The sequence below is a fragment of the Pseudomonas sp. SWRI154 genome (assembly GCF_014268645.1).
Classification (GTDB): domain Bacteria; phylum Pseudomonadota; class Gammaproteobacteria; order Pseudomonadales; family Pseudomonadaceae; genus Aquipseudomonas; species Aquipseudomonas marvdashtae.
Window position 1 is genome coordinate 94,505 of record NZ_JABWQW010000014.1, and the last position, 18,636, is coordinate 113,140.

An 18,636-nucleotide genomic window follows, 5' to 3' on the forward strand; every position below is an offset into this window, starting at 1 on the left:
GACGGTTGGCACTCAACGAGTGGCCAGGTCGCGAATTTCCTGTTTCTGGGTCTGGAAGTCGTACTCCGACAACCCTATGTAATCGAGTACCAGCGGCCCGACGCACTGCCACTCGCGATCTTCGGTCTGATTGCCCAATACCCGATGGGACGCGCAGATGTTTTCGGACATCTTCAGGATCGCCAAGAGGTTCTTCAGCGGGCTGTTATTGCGCGAAGACTCGTCGCTGAAAATTGCCAGCGCATTGTGATGGTTGGCGATGGCCTGGCTGACATGATCCGGCAGGCGCCAGGACTTGGATGTGTAATAGCCGACCACCGCATGGTTGGTGTTGAACACGCGGTTTTCGGTATCCACCACGCGGCATTCGGCGCTGGCGTTGGCATAGGCCTCCTCCAACACGCTCATGTACGTGGGGAACTGCTTGAGCATCAGTGGCACGCCGCAATCATGGAACAACCCCAGCGCGTAGGCTTCGTCACCGTTCTGCAGACCGACGCGCTTGGCGAGGGTCAGGCAGGTCATAGCCACGTCCTGGGCGGTGTCCCAAAAGCGATTCAGGACCACGATCGCATCATCGTGCAACTCGCCCTTGATCGATTGCGCATTGATCAGGTTGATGATCGAGCGGCTGCCCAGCAGGTTCACGGCGCGCTGGATCGAGGTGATCTTGTTGCTCAAGCCGTAATAGGGCGAATTGACGATCTTGAGCAAGGCACCCGAGAGTCCCGGATCCTGGGAAATCAGCTTGGCGATGGTCTCCAGGTCCGGATCGGGCATGTACTGCTCCATCTGCAAATCCACCATGATCTGCGGCTGGGGCGGCACGCTGATGCCTTGAAGGGACTGTTGGATCTGTTCGGCGGTAAGCTCTTTGGACATGGGTACGCACTCTGGGCCAGGCAAGGATTCTAACCCTTAAAGATGGATCCGATACAGGCCACCGATCGTCCTTCAAGCCCGCCAATCTCCGCAACACGGTATACTCCCGCTCTTTTTTCCGGAGCGACGTCATGTCCCTGCCTAGCCTGCGCCTCAAAGCCAACGCCGACCGTCGCCTGCGCGCCGGCCACCTGTGGGTCTACAGTAACGAAATCGACGTGGCCGCCACCCCGCTGCACGGCTTCAAGGCCGGCGACCAGGCAATCCTCGAGGCTGCAGGCGGCAAGCCGCTGGGCATCGTTGCGATGAGCCCCAACAACCTGATCTGCGCGCGCCTGCTGTCCCGAGATGTGAAGCTGCCACTGGACAAGTCGCTGCTGGTGCATCGTCTCAACGTAGCGTTGTCCCTGCGCGAGCGGCTGTTCGACAAACCATTCTATCGCCTGGTCTATGGTGATTCCGACCTGCTGCCGGGCCTGGTGGTCGACCGTTTCGGCGACATCCTGGTCGTGCAGATCGCCTCCGCGACCATGGAAGCGCATAAGGAGGACGTGATCGCCGCCCTCACCCAGGTGCTGAAACCCAGCGGCATCCTGTTCAAGAACGACTCCGCCGCCCGCGACGCCGAAGGCCTGAACCGCTACGTCGAGACCGTGTTCGGCCTCGTGCCGGAGTGGGTGGCGCTGGAAGAGAACGGCGTGAAGTTCGAAGCGCCGGTCATGGAAGGCCAGAAAACCGGCTGGTTCTACGATCACCGCATGAACCGCGCACGCCTGGCGCCGTATGCCAAGGGCAAGCGTGTACTGGATCTGTTCAGCTACATCGGCGGCTGGGGCGTGCAAGCCGCAGCGTTCGGCGCCAGTGAAGTGTTCTGCGTCGACGCCTCGGCCTTCGCCCTCGACGGTGTCGAGCGCAACGCCGCGCTGAACGGCTTCGCCGAGAAGCTGACCTGCATCGAAGGCGACGTCTTCGAAGCCCTGAAGGAACTCAAGGCCAGCGAAGAGCGCTTCGACGTGATCGTCGCCGACCCACCGGCCTTCATCAAACGCAAGAAAGACCTGAAGAACGGCGAAGGCGCCTACCGCCGCCTCAACGAGCAAGCCATGCGCCTGCTCAGCAAAGACGGCATCCTCGTCAGCGCGTCGTGCTCGATGCACCTGCCCGAAGACGATCTGCAGAACATCCTGCTGACCAGCGCCCGTCACCTGGACCGCAACATTCAACTGCTCGAACGCGGCGGCCAGGGACCAGACCATCCGGTGCACCCGGCAATCGCCGAAACCCGCTATATCAAGAGCATCACTTGCCGGTTGTTACCTAATAGCTGAGGCCGGGCGGGACGGGGCTACGGCCCTGCCCCGCTGATCGATAGCGAGCACTTCCCCGGTCGATGCCGTTCGGCTTATCTTGCGGCTGAACGCTGCCAGTCGTCATTCCAGGCGCGACATTGGTCTCGATCAGCGCTTTGCGTCATTTCATCCTGGCGCCAGCGGTGTAGAATCGCGACATTCATCGCCATTCATCCCCGGCGGGTTTATGAGCTCATGCTGAGGCGCGCAGCGATCCTGCACAGTCATCGGCCACTTCCGGACACACCGCCAATCCCGGGTGTTCCGGACGTCAACAGAAGCTCACTTCCCCATTGATACCTGATAAGTACCTGATTAGCCGCCCGGAGTGCTCCATGCCTGATTATCGTTCCAAGACATCCACCCATGGCCGCAACATGGCCGGCGCCCGCGCATTGTGGCGCGCCACGGGGATGAAGGATGACGACTTCAAGAAGCCGATCATCGCCATTGCCAACTCCTTCACCCAGTTCGTACCGGGCCACGTGCATCTCAAGGATCTGGGACAACTGGTCGCTCGTGAAATCGAACGCGCCGGCGGCGTCGCCAAGGAATTCAACACGATCGCCGTGGACGACGGCATCGCCATGGGCCACGACGGCATGCTGTATTCGTTGCCGAGCCGCGAGATCATCGCCGACTCGGTCGAATACATGGTCAACGCCCATTGCGCCGACGCCATCGTCTGTATCTCCAACTGCGACAAGATCACCCCTGGCATGCTCATGGCCGCCCTGCGCCTGAACATCCCGGTCATCTTCGTTTCCGGTGGTCCGATGGAAGCCGGCAAGACCAAGCTCGCCAGCCACGGCTTGGACCTGGTCGACGCCATGGTGATCGCCGCCGACTCCAGCGCCTCCGACGAGAAGGTCGCCGAGTACGAACGCAGCGCCTGCCCGACCTGCGGCTCTTGCTCCGGCATGTTCACCGCCAACTCGATGAACTGCCTGACCGAGGCCCTGGGCCTGGCGTTGCCGGGCAACGGTTCGACGCTGGCCACCCACAGCGATCGCGAACAGTTGTTCCTGCAGGCCGGCCGGACCATCGTCGAGCTGTGCAAGCGCTACTACGGCGAGAACGATGAGTCGGTATTGCCGCGCAATGTCGCCAACTTCAAGGCGTTCGAAAACGCCATGACCCTGGACATCGCCATGGGCGGTTCCACCAATACCATCCTGCATTTGCTGGCCGCCGCCCAGGAAGCCGAGATCGATTTCGACCTGCGCGACATCGACCGCTTGTCTCGCAGCGTGCCGCAACTGTGCAAGGTCGCGCCAAACATCCAGAAGTACCACATGGAAGACGTGCACCGCGCCGGCGGGATCTTCAGCATCCTCGGGTCGCTGGCCCGTGGCGGCCTGTTGCATACAGACCTGCCGACGGTACACAGCAAGACCATGGCCGACGCCATCGCCAAGTGGGACATTACCCAGACCACCGACGAGGCCGTGCATCACTTCTTCAAGGCCGGTCCGGCGGGCATCCCCACGCAAACCGCATTCAGCCAGTCGACCCGCTGGGAGACCCTGGACGACGACCGTGAAAACGGCTGCATCCGCAGCGTCGAGCATGCGTACTCCAAGGAAGGCGGCCTGGCCGTGCTGTACGGCAACATCGCCCTGGACGGCTGCGTGGTGAAAACCGCTGGCGTCGACGAGTCGATCCATGTGTTCGAAGGCAACGCCAAGATCTTTGAAAGCCAGGACAGCGCCGTGCGCGGCATCCTCGCCGATGAAGTGAAGGCTGGCGATATCGTGATCATTCGCTACGAAGGCCCGAAGGGCGGCCCGGGCATGCAGGAAATGCTCTACCCGACCTCCTACCTGAAATCCAAGGGCCTGGGCAAAGACTGCGCATTGCTCACCGACGGCCGTTTCTCCGGTGGCACGTCGGGCCTGTCCATCGGCCATGCCTCGCCGGAAGCCGCCGCGGGCGGCGCCATTGGCCTGGTGCGCGATGGTGACAAGGTGCTGATCGACATTCCGAACCGTTCGATCAACCTGTTGATCAGCGATGAAGAACTGGCCGAACGCCGGGCCGAGCAGGACAAGAAAGGCTGGAAGCCGGTGGAAGTGCGTCCGCGCAAAGTCACCACAGCCCTCAAGGCCTATGCCCTGCTCGCCACCAGCGCCGACAAAGGCGCGGTGCGCAACAAGGCGATGCTCGACGGGCTGTAAGCGTCGACAGCGATAATAAAAATGCCCCGCCAAGTGCGGGGCATTTTTATTGGACCAACGATATTCCCGTGGCGAGGGAGCTTGCTCCCGCTGGGCTGCGAAGCGGCCCTAAAACCTGGCAAATGCGGAGCATCAGAAACACCGCACCCGCCGGTTCACGACTGCTTCGCAGCCGAGCGGGAGCAAGCTCCCTCGCCACGGAAGTGGTAACTGATCCGGGTTACTGGATATCTTCAGGCTTGACGATCACCCAGTTCTTGTCCGCCGTCACCGGCAACCCTTCCTTGGCCTGGGCCGCCGCGTGCTTGGCCATCATTTCGTTTATCTGCTTCATGTACTTATCCTTGCGATTGACCCACAAGTGGATACCGCCCTTGGCCACGTCTACATCATGGAACAACATATAGCCGTCACTGGTCGGCGTATCACCCGCCACCAGCACGGGCTTTTTCCATTCATCGATGTAGGTCAGGATCGCCGCGTGCTTGCCGGCCATCCAGGTCGCCGGGGTCCACAGGTAGGGCGTGTACTCCAGGCCAAGGTTGGCCTTCTCGTCATATTTGCCCGCGGTGATCTGCTTGCGGGCGGTGGTCAGCTCGCCGGTCTTGCGGTCCTTGAGCAGCGTGGTCACGCCGATCACGTTCTGCGGCTTGAGGTTGTAGCCATATTTAGGATCCGAGGCGACCATGCGCACCAGTTCCTCGGAAGCGGCGGTCATGACATAGACCTCGATGCCGTTTTCCATCAGCTTGTTGTACAGCTCGGCCTGGCCGGTAAAGACTTTCGGCGGGTTGACGTTGTACTGGACCACCTTGTCTCCATCGTAATAAGTGGTCGGCACCGGTTTGCCGGACGCCATCAACTCATCGACATAGCCCTTGAGCTCCTTGAGCGTGAAGCCGGAGAACACCTGGGCCACCCACGGGTAACAGACCATGTCGTCCAATTCGCACAGACGGTAGTAATAGCTAAACAGGCTTTCCTTGTGGTCGGCCGTGTCCTTGAACGGCATCAACTTCAAGGACGGGTCCAAGGTCTCCCGGGTGATGAGGCCCTTGTTTTCCATGAACGGCAACAACGACTCTTCAAGGTCGTAGCGATAGCTGGTGTTGTCCATGTCGAACACCGCGTAGTTACCCTTGTTGGCATTGGCCGCGATCATCGCGTCCAATGCCTTGGCCTGCTCTGCCGGCCAGTGCTTGAGTTCGGTGGCGAGTACCTGGCCAGCGAGGCCAAGGCTCAAGACGACAGCGAGAAAACGAGGTGCGAGCTTCATCGGCATTTCTCCCGGGTTCAAAGAGCTCGACGCTAACAAATGCGCGTGACAGTCCTCGCCCAGCCGCGACCGCTTGCGTCCTGATCACGCCAGCGGCATACCCGCAAACGCCAGGTCCTTATTCCATAAACGACAATCAACATGCCTTTTTAGTATTAATTCATTACATATCAGGCTGTTAGGCTTCCCGGCTCACAGTCGCGGCTTCAGGCGACTGGCACGTCTTATCGGAGTCTCTTTTGATGAATCTGCCGCTGATCCTCAACCTGCTGGTTTTCCTCGCCTTGCTGTTCGGCCTGGCACAAACCCGTCACCGCACTTGGAGCCTGGCCAAGAAAGTGCTGTTGGCCCTGGTGCTGGGCGTGGTGTTCGGTATCGCCCTGCACACGATTTATGGCGCCGGCAACCCGGTGCTCAAGGCCTCGATCGGCTGGTTCGACCTGGTGGGCAACGGCTACGTGCAGTTGCTGCAAATGATCGTGATCCCGCTGGTCTTCGCCTCGATCCTCAGCGCCGTGGCCCGCCTGCATAACGCCTCGTCCCTGGGCAAGATCAGCTTCCTGACCATTGGCACGCTGCTGTTCACTACCGCCATCGCCGCGTTGATCGGCATCGGCCTGACCAACCTGTTCGGCCTCACCGCCGAGGGCCTGGTGGCGGGCACCCAGGAACTGGCGCGCCTGCAAGTGATCCAGAGCGACTACGCCGGCAAGGTCGCCGACCTGAATATCCCGCAATTGCTGCTTTCGTTCATTCCGCAAAACCCCTTTGCCGACCTGGCTCGGGCCAAGCCGACATCGATCATCAGCGTAGTGATTTTCGCCGCGTTCCTCGGTGTCGCGGCGTTGCAACTGCTCAAGGATGACGCCGAGAAAGGCCAGAAAGTGATCAACGCCATCGACACCTTGCAGAGCTGGGTGACGCGCCTGGTGCGTCTGGTGATGAAGCTGACCCCGTACGGCGTGCTGGCATTGATGACTAAAGTGGTGGCCGGTTCCAACCTGCAGGACATCATTAAGCTCGGCAGCTTCGTTGTGGTCTCGTATCTGGGACTGGGGTTGATGTTCTTGGTCCATGGCCTGCTGGTGTCCGCCGCCGGGATCAACCCGCTGCGTTTCTTCCGCAAGATCTGGCCGGTGCTGACCTTCGCCTTCACCAGCCGCTCCAGTGCCGCGACCATTCCCCTGAGCATCGAAGCCCAGACCAGCCGCCTTGGCATTCCCAGGGCAATTGCCAGCTTTAGCGCATCATTCGGCGCCACCATCGGCCAGAACGGTTGCGCCGGGCTCTATCCGGCGATGCTGGCGGTGATGGTCGCGCCGACTGTGGGCATCAATCCGCTGGACCCGGTGTGGATCGCGACGCTGGTGGCGATCGTGACGTTGAGTTCGGCCGGGGTGGCCGGGGTCGGTGGCGGCGCAACCTTTGCCGCGCTGATCGTGCTGCCGGCCATGGGCCTGCCGGTCTCGCTGGTGGCGCTGCTGATTTCCGTCGAGCCGCTGATCGATATGGGCCGTACGGCGTTGAACGTCAGCGGTTCGATCACCGCCGGGGCGATTACCAGCCAGGTGATGCAGCAGACCGATAAGGCGCTGCTGGAAGCTGACGAACATGGAGAACTGGTGCACGCTTGACCGGCGGCACCGGAGATTGATCGTTCCCACGCTCTGCGTGGAAATGCCTCAAGGGACGCTCCGCGTCCAGTGACGCGGAGCGTCACGGGCTGCATTCCCACGCAGAGCGTGGGGAACGATCTAAGGTCTACGCCTGACTCAACGCTTCTCCCACACCTCGAAGCTGTAGGCCGGCTTGTCCCCTTCGGCCGGGTTCGACTGGTTCGAGACCAGCCTCCACTGGCTCGGATCGAACTCCGGAAACCATGCATCCCCTTCCGGGCTCAGCGCCACGCGAGTCAGGTAAAGCCGATCCGCCTGTGCCAATGCCTGCCCGTAGAGTTGGGCACCGCCGATCAGCATCAGCTCATCGGCGCCCTGCTCCCGCGCCCAGGCTTCGGCCCGTGCCACCGCTGCCTCCAGGGTGGAAAACACTTCCGCCCCCTCAAGCATCAGATCCGGCTGGCGGCTGACTACGATGTTCAAGCGCCCCGGCAACGGTCGGCCGAGGGAATCCCAGGTCTTGCGTCCCATGATGATCGGCTTGCCCAGGGTGGTGGCCTTGAAATATTTGAAGTCCCCCGGCAAGTGCCAGGGCATGCTGTTGTCGATGCCGATCACCCGGTTATCACCGAGGGCTGCGATCAGGCTTAAGGGAAGAGTTTTTTTCATGACGGCGAGAATACCAGAGGCCCGGACTGGCGCCACAGCGGTTATGCTGATTCCTCATTCGAGCAACGGAAGCCCTCGTGACTGAACTGCAAAACCTCTGGTTGACCGAGACGGTACGCCTGCGTGAAGAACACGCCGGCCCGCTTGAAGACCAGGAAGCCAATCGCCTGGCCCGCGCGGCGGGAGGCGATTTGTCCAACCGTATCCGCCACCGCGCCCGCTCGCTGGCCGAACGCGATGGCCTCGTCCAGGCCCTGCGCCATTGGCTGCAAGGGGCGCGGCTGGCGCTAGTGGTGCTGGCGGTGCTCGCCACAGTCAGCGGCGCCGGCCTGGGGTTCGCAGCCCTTGGCGATGGACGCGCGCCGGTCAACGTGTTCTGGGCCCTGGGCAGTCTGTTGGGATTGAATCTGGTGCTGCTCATCGGTTGGGTGCTGGGCCTGATATTCGCAGGGGAACAAGGTGCTGCGCTGGGTCGCCTGTGGTTGTGGCTCAGCGAAAAACTCGCCCGCGACGCCAAGGCTGCCCAACTGGCACCGGCCCTCCTGCTGTTGCTGCAACGGCACAAGCTCAATCGCTGGGCCCTCGGGGTGTTGGTCAACGGTTTGTGGTTGCTGGCCATGCTCAGCGCAATGGTGATCGTCTTGATGCTGATGGCGACCCGGCGCTATGGCTTCGTCTGGGAAACCACCCTGCTGGGCAGCGAAACATTCGTCGCCATGACCCAGGCCCTCGGCGCACTGCCGGCACTGCTGGGTTTCAGCGTGCCGACGGTGGACATGATCCGCGCCAGCGGCGACGCTGCATTGAACATCGAAAGCGCCCGCCAGGCCTGGGCCGCCTGGCTGGTCGGCGTGCTGCTGGTCTATGGCCTGCTGCCGCGCCTGGGCCTGGCGTTGCTGTGCCTGTGGCGCTGGCGACGCGGTCGCGCCACATTGCGCCTGGATTTGAACCTGCCCGGCTACGCCCAGTTGCGTGAACGGCTGATGCCCAGCAGCGAACGCCTGGGCGTCAACGACGCCGCGCCCGCGCAGTTGCATCAAATCGAAAGCGCCGTCGGTGCCATGGAGAGTGACGGCGCACTGCTGGTGGCGATCGAGCTGGATGATCGGCCCTGGCCGCCGAAGCTGCCGGACTCGGTGAAAAACGCCGGCATCCTCGACAGCCGCGAGTCGCGCCACAAACTCCTCGAACAACTGTCGCGCTTTCCACCCGCGCGTCTGGCGATTGCCTGTGATCCCCGGCGCTCGCCAGACCGCGGCAGCCTGGCGTTGATCGCCGAACTGGCGCGCAGCGCCAGCGCCACCCGCGTCTGGTTGCTGCAGGCGCCGCCCGGCGAAGCGCTGGATGGCGAGCGCCTGGGGGACTGGCACAACGCGCTGCAACAATTGCAGTTGCCGTTCGCCGACTGTGCGCCGTTGAACTGGCTGGAGACCGGCCATGACTGACTCCATCAAGCCATTGAAACTCGCCGTCGTCGGCCACACCAATGTCGGCAAGACGTCGCTGCTGCGCACTTTGACGCGGGACGTCGGCTTCGGCGAGGTGTCCCACCGCCCGAGCACGACCCGGCACGTCGAAGGTGCCCGCCTATCAGTGGATGGCCAGCCGTTGCTGGAGCTCTACGACACCCCGGGCCTGGAAGACGCTATCGCCCTGCTCGATTATCTCGAACGCCTGGAACGACCCGGTGAACGCCTGGACGGCCCGGCGCGCCTGGCGCGTTTCCTCGACGGCAGCGAGGCCAGGCAACGCTTCGAACAGGAAGCCAAGGTGCTGCGGCAATTGCTCGCCAGCGACGCCGGGCTGTATGTCATCGACGCCCGTGAACCTGTACTCGCCAAATACCGAGATGAGTTGGAAGTCCTCGCCAGTTGCGGAAAACCGTTACTGCCGGTACTCAACTTCGTCAGCAGCGCCCACCATCGCGAACCCGACTGGCGCGAAGCCCTGGCGCGTTTGGGCCTGCATGCGCTGGTGCGTTTCGACAGCGTCGCGCCGCCCGAGGACGGCGAACGGCGCCTTTATGAGAGCCTTGCACTGCTGCTTGAAAGCGCACGCGAACCACTGGAGCGCTTGATCGTCGATCAACAGGCCCAGCGTCAGGCTCGCCAGCAGAGCGCAAAACGGTTGATCGCAGAACTGCTGATCGACTGCGCCGCCTGCCGACGCAGCGTCGCCAGCGATGCCGACCTGGAGCGCCAGGCCATCAGCCAGCTGCGCGACGCAGTGCGTCAGCGCGAGCAACGTTGCGTCGAGGCCTTGCTCAAGCTGTATGCCTTCCGTCCCCAGGACGCCGCCGCCAGCGATCTGCCGCTGCTGGATGGCCGTTGGGGTGATGATCTATTCAATCCCGACACACTCAAACAGTTGGGCGTACGGGTCGGTGGCGGGATCGCCGCGGGCGCGGCGGCGGGGGCGGGTGTGGACTTGCTGGTCGGTGGCCTGACCCTTGGCGCCGCCGCCCTGGCCGGGGCGATTGCCGGCGGCGCGCTGCAAACGGCACGCAGCTATGGCAACCGATTGATGGGCAAGCTCAAGGGCCAGCGGGAGTTGACGGTGGACGACAACGTGCTGCGCCTGCTGGCCTTGCGTCAGCGGCAATTGCTGCAAGCGATCAATCAGCGCGGCCATGCGGCGATGGACAGCATCCGCATCGACGCGCCCCAGGACAAGACCTGGCGCGAAGGCAAGCTGCCCGAGGCCCTGGGCAAGGCCCGGGCGTATCCGCAATGGTCGTCGCTCAATCCCCAGCCAAGACTGAGCCAAGCCGAGCGACAGGAACAGATCGAGCAGTTGGCCGAGCAGTTATAGACGCCACAAATCCTGTGGCGAGGGAGCTTGCTCCCGCTGGGCTGCGCAGCAGCCCCAAACCAGACACAGCGGTGGGTCAGGATAAAATGCTGGGGGCCACTGCGTGGCCCAGCGGGAGCAAGCTCCCTCGCCACGAAGAGCGGTCGTGTGCGCCTTTACGTTTTGCTCAACGCATCGAGCGCCAACGCCGCGTCAACCAACTCCAACTCGCTGAACACCTGGACGCCATGGCGCCTTAGCAACGCCGCCGTCACGCCCTCGCCAGGCACTTTCACACCACTGAACGTCCCGTCATAGGTCAGCAGGTTTCCGCACGACGGACTGTTGGCCTTGAGCACGGCAATGCGGATGCCGTGTTTCCGCACAAGATCCAACGCCTGATGCGCACCCGACAGAAACTGCGCGCTGACATCCTCGCCTGCCGTGGTGATGACCGCCGCATTACCGTCGAGCACCTGCGCGCCCTGTCCGCCGGGAATCTCCGCCGCCGCCCGAGGCGTGGGCAAGCCGCCAGCGACTTCCGGGCACAGCGGCACGACCCGGCCTTCGTCGAGCCATTGCTGGAGCCGGTCGAATGGGCCACTCGCGCCACCGTCGTAGCGCACGCGATGGCCGAGCAGGCAGCGACTGACGAGAATCTTTTCCATGTTCAGAACAGCTCGTTGCCGCGGCGTCGGAACCAACCGGTCAAGGACAGTCGATCACGGGTGGCCGGCAGGACTTCATGGGGGATATCCCCCGACAGGAACACCACCAGGCAGCCGCCCGTGGGTACCACGTCATGCTCCACGCCTTCGTCCAGGTACATGCGCAACTGGCCGCCATGCTCCGGCAGCCAGGCGTCGTTGAGGTAGAGCACCGCCGAGACCATGCGCCGATCGTCATCACGAAAGCGGTCGACATGCTTGAGGTAGAAAGCGCCGGGCGGATACAGGGCAAAGTGGCTTTCAAAATCCTCCAGGCCCAGGAACAGCCCACGGTTCAAGGCCTCGCGCAGACTGTCCATCAGCGCCAGATAACGATCGCAGGCTTGCACCTGGCCGGGCTCGATCCATTGGATGCGATCACCCCGAATTCCTTCACGGATCTCCGAAAACGGTCCGCGCCCAACGGCAGCTGGAGCCAGTTCGCCCTCGGCGGCGCGCTGGCGGCACTCGGTCGCCAGGGCGCGCGTCAGCGCATCGGGCAGGAAGATATTCTGCTGCGACCAACCGCGCTCGGCCAGGTCGTCGACGATACGTAACAGCAACGGATGATCAGAAGGTATTTGCATGGCGCGCATAGTATTCCTGTGCCTGAAAAACCGACAGCGCCGCGCAGCAGGTTGGCCGACCGAAGTAGCAACGCCGTACGAACTTGATACGAATTCTCGACAAGTTCCCGCCCCCCACGGAGAATAGTCGGCTGCTGACAGGAGTCCCTATGCGCCGTTTGCTTTTCTCACTGTTGATGTTCTGCGTGTTGCCCGCCTGGGCAGACAGCTACGACCAGTTGTACAAGGTCGCCGGCTGGCCGGAACAACGGGCGCATTTCAATGACGCCTTGAACGCCGCGCAGCAGCGATACCAGAGCAGCCTGCCGCCGGCGGTATTCCAGGCGCTGGTGAACAACAGCAACCAGCGTTTTGCGCCCCAGGCCATGGACCAGCGCGCCGAAGCGCAATTACGCAAGAATCTCGCCGACCCGACACCCGCCTTGACCTTCTTTCAATCGCCGCTGGGCCGTAAAATCATCGCAGCCGAGCTACTGGCCACCCGCCGCGATCAATTGGCGAAGAATGCCAAGGGCCTGCCCAAGATGCAGGCCAGCGACAATCGCTTGCTGATCATCGGCCACTTGGCCCAGGCCCTGCCCGCCCGCGAAGCCGGCGCCGAGGTCAGCCTGGCCATCGCCGGTGTGGCGGCCGACAGCCTGAGCTCGATGATTCCCGGCCTGCTCGGCGGCGGCCAGGCCCAAGGCATGTTGAATGGCCAACGCCAGCGCCTGATGGACCAGATCGGCACGGACCTGAACAACACGCTGCTGTACGTCTACCGCGACTTGAGCGATACCGAGCTGGAAGAATTCGCGACCTTCGCCGAATCGGCCGAGGGCCAGGCTTATTACAAAGCGGCCCTGGAGGCGATTCGGGCGGGGTTGGCGGTGGGGCAAAGCCTGGGGCAGTAGAACTTCAGCTTCGCCCGGTCACACTCATCCGCTTGGTCAAGAACCCGAACATCTCTTCGCGCATCGCCAGCCTTTCATTTGCCAGGTGATGCCGCCCCTCAGGCAGCATCAAGACCTGTGGCCGATCAAACTTGCCGCGCAGCACTTGCAGGTTATGCCGCCAATCCACCGTCATGTCAGCCTGCCCCTGCACGATCAAGGGCTGGCGCGAACTGCTCGGTGCCGCCTCGATGCGCTTGATCCATTGCCCCAGCGCACCGACCCACGCGGTGGGCAGGCGCAACGGTTGCAACGGATCGGCCTGCAGGAACGGCAGGAAATCCGGATCGCTGGAGTTCTCGCTGAAGCGCCGGGCGATGCCGGTCACGAAAGGCTTGAGCAAGTAATAGCTGAGGCGCGACCAGCCCCAGGCCCGAGGCCGGACCAGCGGCGACAACAAGATGACCTGACCCTGGGCCGGACTGTCCACGCCGTGGTTGAGGACATGATCCACCACGATGGCTCCGCCGGTACTCTGTCCGCACAGGTGCCAGGGTTGCGGCAAACCCAGTGTCTGGGCTTCACTCAGCAGACCTTGCAACGTCGCTTGGTAATCAGCGAAATCGCCGATGCTGGCGCGTTCGCCGCTGGACAGGCCATGCCCTGGCAAATCGCAGCTGATCACCACAAACCGCTGTTCCAGCGCCCATTCGATCAGGTGCCGGTACAGTCCCATGTGATCGTAGTAACCATGGAAGACGAACATCGTCGCCACGGCCTTTTCCGGCCACCAGACCTGGCTAACCAGCTCGAATCCCGGTATTTCGAAACGGCCCAGCCCCCTGCGCAAGGTGCGCGTCGCAAAGTCGAGTCCATAAAAATGCTGGTAGGCCTGCGCTTGTACAGACAGCGGCTGCCAATGCGCTAAGGGTTGCAGGCTGGCGCGCAGGTGATCAGGGTCGAAAGAGGCGGGCATCAATAGTCCAGGCAAATGCGCATCGCGCGAAAACAGGCTTTATAGACGTGTGATATTCATCTGTCGCGCCGGGCATGGCAAGCTACGCGGCTTCAGAGGAACGACTCCATGCGCCCGCCCCACCGCACGACCTTGCTTGCCTGCTTCCTCGCCCTAGGGTGCGCCGTCATGCTGTGGTTCGCCTACGACTGGTTCCAGGGACGTTTCCTGCGGGCGTTCAGCCAACATACGGCGGTCTTTTCCGGTGATCCTCTAAGCCTCCCTGCCGATTTGGCCGGCCCGGGCGCAATTCGCCTGGTGCATTTCTGGGATCCGGCCTGTCCATGCAATGTCGGCAATCAGCAGCACCTCTCCGAGTTGATCGAAAAATACGCACCCCAGGGCGTCGAGTTCTTCGCTGTACAAAAAAGCGGCAGCCAAGGCCACTTGCCGAGCACTCTGAACAATCTCAAAGCCCTGGCGGCATTGCCAGGCTCGGGACAGATCCCCGCCAGCCCCGCCGTGGCAATCTGGGACCGCAGCGGCAAGCTGGCGTATTTCGGTCCTTACAGCGAAGGACTGACTTGCAACTCGAGCAACAGCTTTATCGAACCGATTCTCGAGGCTTTGAGTGTCGGCCGGAAAGTTGACGCTACTCACACGTTGGCGGTGGGCTGTTATTGTCCTTGGGCTGAGTCGAGCAAATGAGCAAACCCACCTCAAGTAAAAGATGGGTTTGCTCCGCCCAGGCTTATGCTCTATGGGAGTCGTTGACCACTGGCGCAATCTGGTCAAAGTCAAGGTAACGCTTCAGCGCTTCAGGCATCTTCACCGAGCCATCAGCACACTGATAATTTTCTAAAATGGCCACCATCGTTCTGCCCAACGCAGATGCAGTACCGTTAAGAGTATGAACATACCGATTAATTTTTGAAGCAGAATCTTTGTACTTGATATTCAGTCGCCGAGCCTGATAGTCGGTACAGTTACTGGCGGAAGTAATCTCACCGTACTCCCCGGCGATGCCTTTCCCTGGCATCCAAGCTTCAATATCATACTTTTTATATGCTGGCGCTCCTAAATCCCCAGTGCAATTTATTACAACCTTATAGGGAATGCCTAACTCACTATAGATTTCCTCTTGCAACGCAAGAATTTTGTCATGATATTTAACACTATCCTCCGGTTTACATATGACAAACAGCTCCAATTTCTCAAACTGATGGACTCTATAAAGCCCTTTACTTGATCTCCCGGAAGCGCCAGCCTCACGCCTAAAACAATGACTTTCAGCGATGTAGAGCAGAGGTAACCTAGATTCGTCAATATTTTCCCAGCATGCATCCCGGCAACGCAAATCTCGGCAGTAGCAATAAGACTTTTATCCAGACCTTCAAGACCATAAGTATTACTTTCGTCACCTTTTGGAGCGAAGCCAACACCTTCCAAAATATGATTGAAAGAGACATCCGGAGTTTGCAATGGTGTGAATCCAGCACTCAATGCCTTATTAAAAATAAAACTCTTAAGTGCGTGCTGGAGAAAGACAGCCTGACTCTTCAAAAAATAAAATTTTGAACCCGCTACTTTTGTACCCGAATCAAAATCGATTAAATCTAATTCCTGACCTAACTGAACATGGTCCTTATGAGAAAAATCGAATTTTGGAATCTGCCCCTTATATTTGATGGTTAAATTATCATCATCAGTTTTCCCCACAGGTACGTCTGGGGAGGTCCAATTGGGCAGTTGCTGCGAAAGCAAATCAAACTCCTCAATTAGCAAGTTATAAGACTCCTTGGCGCGCAGGATATAGCCCTTCAATACTGACGCGTCGGAGAGCATCGACTGAGAGTCATCCTTCCATAGACCATCTTTTATAATCTTAGAAACTGCATTTAGCTTGCACTGCATTTCCTCGAGCTTCTGTTTATGCGACTTCACATCGTCATATAAAGAAAGAAACCGATCCAAATCAAAGCTTAGCCCCCTTGCGGATAAGTTAGCCTTCATTCTTCCCAAGTCTTCCCTTATCTCTTTGACACTTATCATCTGACTTCCACCACTATCATTAACCTGCGCCCCAAATCGCCGACCAGAATGCATTGAAAAACCATTCATCTTTTATAGATTAGATATGAAAGCACCGGCAACACTATTCTTGTAGTGCAATTCCGATAGACATGCGGGATGCTTCCTAAGACAAGTTTTGTTCTTGTAGGAATCTAGCCACTTAACGGGCTATTGTTTGTTTTAGATCAATGCTCTACGTTGTTTATCGATAACCTTCGGCAATTAGGAAATGGAATTTTTCATGAAACGCACCCTCATCGCCTTCCTGTCACTGGTCGTCACCGCCGTCATCGTCGCGGGCGGCTACCTCTACAGCAAGCAGCCCACCCGCCAGGGCACGGTTCAAGTGCAAGGGCTGCAAGGCTCGGTGACGGTGCGCTACGACGAGCGCGGCGTGCCGCATATCCGCGCCGAGAACGAAACAGACCTGTATCGCGCCCTCGGTTACGTCCATGCCCAGGACCGGCTGTTCCAGATGGAGATCATGCGCCGCCTCGCCCGCGGTGAACTGGCGGAGGTCCTCGGGCCGAAACTGCTCGACACCGACAAGCTGATGCGCAGCCTGCGCATTCGTGAGCGCGCCGCCAGCTACGTTGCCGAGCAGGATCGCCAGTCCCCGGCCTGGATCGCGACCCAGGCGTACCTGGACGGCATCAACACTTATCAGCAAACCCATGCCCGGCCGCTGGAGTTCGATGTACTGGGCATTCCCAAGCGTCCGTTCACCGCTGAAGATACCGCCAGCATTGTCGGCTACATGGCGTACAGCTTTGCCGCCGCCTTTCGCACCGAACCGCTGCTGACTTACGTGCGCGACGAACTCGGTGCTGATTACCTGAGTATCTTCGACCTTGATTGGCAGCCTCAGGGGGTTCTTCAGAAAGAGCCCGCGAGCGGCCCTTCGCTGACAACCCTTGACTGGAACGACCTCAACGCCCTGGCGCACCTGAGCGAGCAGGCCTTGGCCGACAACGGCCTGCCGCAGTTCGAGGGGAGCAATGCCTGGGCGGTCTCCGGCAGCCGCACCCACAGCGGCAAACCCTTGCTGGCGGGTGACCCGCACATTCGCTTTTCCGCGCCGTCGGTGTGGTACGAGGCGCACTTGTCGGCGCCGGGTTTTGAACTCTACGGCCAATATCAGGCGCTGGTGCCCTTTGCAACGCTGGGCATGAACAAGGATTTCGGCTGGAGCATCACCATGTTCCAGAACGACGACCTGGACTTGATCGCCGAGAAGATCAACCCGGACAACCCTGAACAAGTCTGGTACCGCGACCAATGGGTAGACATGACCCGCAGCGAACAGCAGATCGCGGTCAAGGGCCAGGCCCCCGTAACCCTGGTGCTGCGCCAGTCGCCCCACGGTCCGATCGTCAACGATGCCCTCGGCGCCAACGCTGGCAAGACCCCAGTCGCTATGTGGTGGGGGTTCCTGGAAAGCCGCAATCCGATCCTCGAGGCTTTCTACCAGCTCAATCGCGCCGACACCCTCGCCAAGGCCCGCGGCGCATCGGCCAAGATCCATGCGCCGGGGCTGAATGTGGTCTGGGCCAATGCCAAGGGCGATATCGGCTGGTGGGCTGCGGCGCAATTGCCCAAGCGGCAGGCTGGCGTGAAGCCCGGTTTCATCCTCGACGGCAGCGGCGCAGAAGCGGAAAAAGACGGTTTCTATCCTTTCAGCAGCAATCCCCAGGAAGAAAATCCGGCCCGTGGCTACGTTCTCTCGGCGAATTTCCAGCCGGTGCCGGCCAGCGGGATCGAGATTGCGGGTTACTACAATCTTCCCGACCGTGGCCAGCAACTTGACCAGCAGTTGGGCGACAAGCAGGCCAAGTGGGATCTCCAGACCACCCAGAAATTGCAACTGGGTACCACCACCGCCTATGGCCCGCGCCTGCTCGCGCCGTTGTTGCCGATCCTGCGCGAAACCGTCAGCGACCCGCAGGAACGTAAATGGCTTGAACAACTGGGTGCATGGAAAGGCGATTACCCGCTGGACTCCATCAGCGCCACGCTGTTCAACCAGTTCCTGTTCGAGCTGGCCAACGCTGCGCTGCGCGATGAGCTGGGCGATGGTTTCTTCGAAACCGCGCTGTCGACTCGCGTGATCGACGCCGCGCTGCCACGCTTGGCTGAGGCGAAGGATTCGCCGTGGTGGGATGACCGTTCGACATTGGGCACCGAAACCCGCGCCGACACGGTGATCAAGGCCTGGAACAAGACCCTGGTACACCTGAAGGCCACATTGGGCGAAGACGCAAGCCAATGGCAGTGGGGCAAGGCCCACACCCTGGCCCACGGTCATCCATTGGGCCAGCAAAAACCCCTGGACCGGATTTTCAATGTCGGCCCGTTCGCAGCGCCCGGCACCCACGAAGTGCCCAACAACCTCTCGGCCAAGATCGGCCCGGCGCCCTGGCCAGTGACCTACGGCCCTTCCACGCGACGCATCATCGACTTCGGCGACCCGACCCACAGCCTGACCATCAACCCTGTCGGCCAGAGCGGTGTGCCGTTCGACAAGCATTACGAGGATCAGGCCGAAGCCTACATCGAGGGTTTGTATCACCAGGCGCACCTGGCCGAGGAAGAAGTCACGGCCAACACTCGCGGCACCTTGAAACTTCTGCCCGCCAAAGCGGAGCCCTGAGTCGGCGGCCTACATTTATTCCATGCGGGCGCT

Annotated in this window: 15 protein-coding genes and 1 pseudogene; 8 read left to right on the forward strand and 8 right to left on the reverse strand. The window is 60.8% G+C overall.

Features of this window, described 5'->3' with window-relative positions:
- Positions 1–12: 12 nt before the first annotated feature.
- Positions 13–828, reverse strand: coding sequence for an HDOD domain-containing protein (locus HU806_RS14800; RefSeq protein ID WP_186612137.1), 816 nt, complete (start codon positions 826–828; stop codon positions 13–15).
- 185 nt (positions 829–1,013) lie between these two features.
- Between HU806_RS14800 and HU806_RS14805 the strand changes: the two genes are divergently transcribed.
- A complete protein-coding gene (locus HU806_RS14805) occupies positions 1,014–2,210 on the forward strand; it encodes a class I SAM-dependent rRNA methyltransferase (protein WP_025215997.1) in 1,197 nt (398 codons plus the stop codon).
- Between the two features lie 356 nt (positions 2,211–2,566).
- Positions 2,567–4,408, forward strand: a complete 1,842-nt coding sequence (ilvD, locus tag HU806_RS14810) for a dihydroxy-acid dehydratase (protein WP_186612092.1) — start codon at positions 2,567–2,569, stop codon at positions 4,406–4,408.
- A 220-nt stretch (positions 4,409–4,628) separates the two neighbouring features.
- Here the strand turns inward: ilvD and pchP are convergent, their stop codons facing one another.
- On the reverse strand, positions 4,629–5,684 hold the full coding sequence (gene pchP, locus HU806_RS14815; RefSeq protein ID WP_186612093.1) for a phosphorylcholine phosphatase PcpP: 1,056 nt from the start codon (positions 5,682–5,684) through the stop codon (positions 4,629–4,631).
- A gap of 242 nt (positions 5,685–5,926) precedes the next feature.
- Between pchP and HU806_RS14820 the strand changes: the two genes are divergently transcribed.
- Positions 5,927–7,318, forward strand: coding sequence for an L-cystine transporter (locus tag HU806_RS14820; RefSeq protein ID WP_186612094.1), 1,392 nt, complete (start codon positions 5,927–5,929; stop codon positions 7,316–7,318).
- A 138-nt stretch (positions 7,319–7,456) separates the two neighbouring features.
- Here the strand turns inward: HU806_RS14820 and HU806_RS14825 are convergent, their stop codons facing one another.
- Complete coding sequence (locus tag HU806_RS14825; protein ID WP_186612095.1) at positions 7,457–7,969, reverse strand: dihydrofolate reductase; 513 nt, start codon at positions 7,967–7,969, stop codon at positions 7,457–7,459.
- A gap of 77 nt (positions 7,970–8,046) precedes the next feature.
- Between HU806_RS14825 and HU806_RS14830 the strand changes: the two genes are divergently transcribed.
- Positions 8,047–9,414 carry a DUF2868 domain-containing protein gene (locus tag HU806_RS14830; protein WP_186612096.1) on the forward strand — a complete coding sequence of 456 codons (1,368 nt, stop codon included), beginning with the start codon at positions 8,047–8,049 and terminating at the stop codon, positions 9,412–9,414.
- Positions 9,407–10,780 (forward strand): GTPase/DUF3482 domain-containing protein, encoded by a 1,374-nt coding sequence (locus HU806_RS14835; RefSeq protein ID WP_186612097.1) that lies wholly within the window; start codon positions 9,407–9,409, stop codon positions 10,778–10,780. Before HU806_RS14830 ends, HU806_RS14835 begins: the two co-directional genes overlap by 8 nt.
- Before the next feature lie 155 nt (positions 10,781–10,935).
- On the opposite strand, the gene HU806_RS14840 is transcribed toward HU806_RS14835, so the two are convergent.
- Positions 10,936–11,427, reverse strand: a complete 492-nt coding sequence (locus tag HU806_RS14840; RefSeq protein ID WP_186612098.1) for a 2-thiouracil desulfurase family protein — start codon at positions 11,425–11,427, stop codon at positions 10,936–10,938.
- 2 nt (positions 11,428–11,429) lie between these two features.
- On the reverse strand, positions 11,430–12,062 hold the full coding sequence (locus tag HU806_RS14845; RefSeq protein ID WP_186612099.1) for a 2OG-Fe(II) oxygenase: 633 nt from the start codon (positions 12,060–12,062) through the stop codon (positions 11,430–11,432).
- A 140-nt stretch (positions 12,063–12,202) separates the two neighbouring features.
- On the opposite strand from HU806_RS14845, the gene HU806_RS14850 reads away from it, so the two are divergent.
- Complete coding sequence (locus HU806_RS14850) at positions 12,203–12,946, forward strand: DUF2059 domain-containing protein (RefSeq protein ID WP_186612100.1); 744 nt, start codon at positions 12,203–12,205, stop codon at positions 12,944–12,946.
- Positions 12,947–12,950: 4 nt separating this feature from the next.
- Here HU806_RS14850 and bipL read toward each other — a convergent pair whose 3' ends face one another.
- Positions 12,951–13,901, reverse strand: coding sequence for a phospholipase BipL (gene bipL, locus HU806_RS14855; RefSeq protein ID WP_186612101.1), 951 nt, complete (start codon positions 13,899–13,901; stop codon positions 12,951–12,953).
- A 108-nt stretch (positions 13,902–14,009) separates the two neighbouring features.
- Here bipL and HU806_RS14860 point away from each other — a divergent pair, with 108 nt between their 5' ends.
- The gene (locus HU806_RS14860) at positions 14,010–14,588 is read left to right on the forward strand and encodes a DUF6436 domain-containing protein (RefSeq protein WP_186612102.1); all 579 of its coding nucleotides are present in this window, start codon (positions 14,010–14,012) and stop codon (positions 14,586–14,588) included.
- 43 nt (positions 14,589–14,631) lie between these two features.
- Here the strand turns inward: HU806_RS14860 and HU806_RS26495 are convergent, their stop codons facing one another.
- The gene (locus HU806_RS26495) at positions 14,632–15,237 is read right to left on the reverse strand and encodes an aminoacyl--tRNA ligase-related protein (protein ID WP_238350184.1); all 606 of its coding nucleotides are present in this window, start codon (positions 15,235–15,237) and stop codon (positions 14,632–14,634) included.
- Between the two features lie 392 nt (positions 15,238–15,629).
- Positions 15,630–16,001, reverse strand: a pseudogene (locus tag HU806_RS26500) (hypothetical protein); the annotation flags it as partial.
- A gap of 193 nt (positions 16,002–16,194) precedes the next feature.
- On the opposite strand from HU806_RS26500, the gene HU806_RS14870 reads away from it, so the two are divergent.
- Positions 16,195–18,603 (forward strand): penicillin acylase family protein, encoded by a 2,409-nt coding sequence (locus HU806_RS14870; protein ID WP_186612103.1) that lies wholly within the window; start codon positions 16,195–16,197, stop codon positions 18,601–18,603.
- The last annotated feature ends 33 nt before the right edge of the window (positions 18,604–18,636 follow it).

Excerpts from the sequence above, each read along its gene's own strand:
- ilvD (WP_186612092.1), top strand. The coding sequence starts at position 2,567 with ATGCCTGATTATCGTTCCAAGACATCCACCCATGGCCGCAACATGGCC.
- HU806_RS14870 (WP_186612103.1), top strand. The coding sequence starts at position 16,195 with ATGAAACGCACCCTCATCGCCTTCCTGTCACTGGTCGTCACCGCCGTC.
- HU806_RS14805 (WP_025215997.1), top strand. The coding sequence starts at position 1,014 with ATGTCCCTGCCTAGCCTGCGCCTCAAAGCCAACGCCGACCGTCGCCTG.
- HU806_RS14850 (WP_186612100.1), top strand. The coding sequence starts at position 12,203 with ATGCGCCGTTTGCTTTTCTCACTGTTGATGTTCTGCGTGTTGCCCGCC.
- HU806_RS14820 (WP_186612094.1), top strand. The coding sequence starts at position 5,927 with ATGAATCTGCCGCTGATCCTCAACCTGCTGGTTTTCCTCGCCTTGCTG.
- pchP (WP_186612093.1), bottom strand. The coding sequence starts at position 5,684 with ATGAAGCTCGCACCTCGTTTTCTCGCTGTCGTCTTGAGCCTTGGCCTC.
- HU806_RS14860 (WP_186612102.1), top strand. The coding sequence starts at position 14,010 with ATGCGCCCGCCCCACCGCACGACCTTGCTTGCCTGCTTCCTCGCCCTA.
- HU806_RS14825 (WP_186612095.1), bottom strand. The coding sequence starts at position 7,969 with ATGAAAAAAACTCTTCCCTTAAGCCTGATCGCAGCCCTCGGTGATAAC.
- HU806_RS14840 (WP_186612098.1), bottom strand. The coding sequence starts at position 11,427 with ATGGAAAAGATTCTCGTCAGTCGCTGCCTGCTCGGCCATCGCGTGCGC.
- HU806_RS14845 (WP_186612099.1), bottom strand. The coding sequence starts at position 12,062 with ATGCGCGCCATGCAAATACCTTCTGATCATCCGTTGCTGTTACGTATC.
- HU806_RS14835 (WP_186612097.1), top strand. The coding sequence starts at position 9,407 with ATGACTGACTCCATCAAGCCATTGAAACTCGCCGTCGTCGGCCACACC.
- bipL (WP_186612101.1), bottom strand. The coding sequence starts at position 13,901 with ATGCCCGCCTCTTTCGACCCTGATCACCTGCGCGCCAGCCTGCAACCC.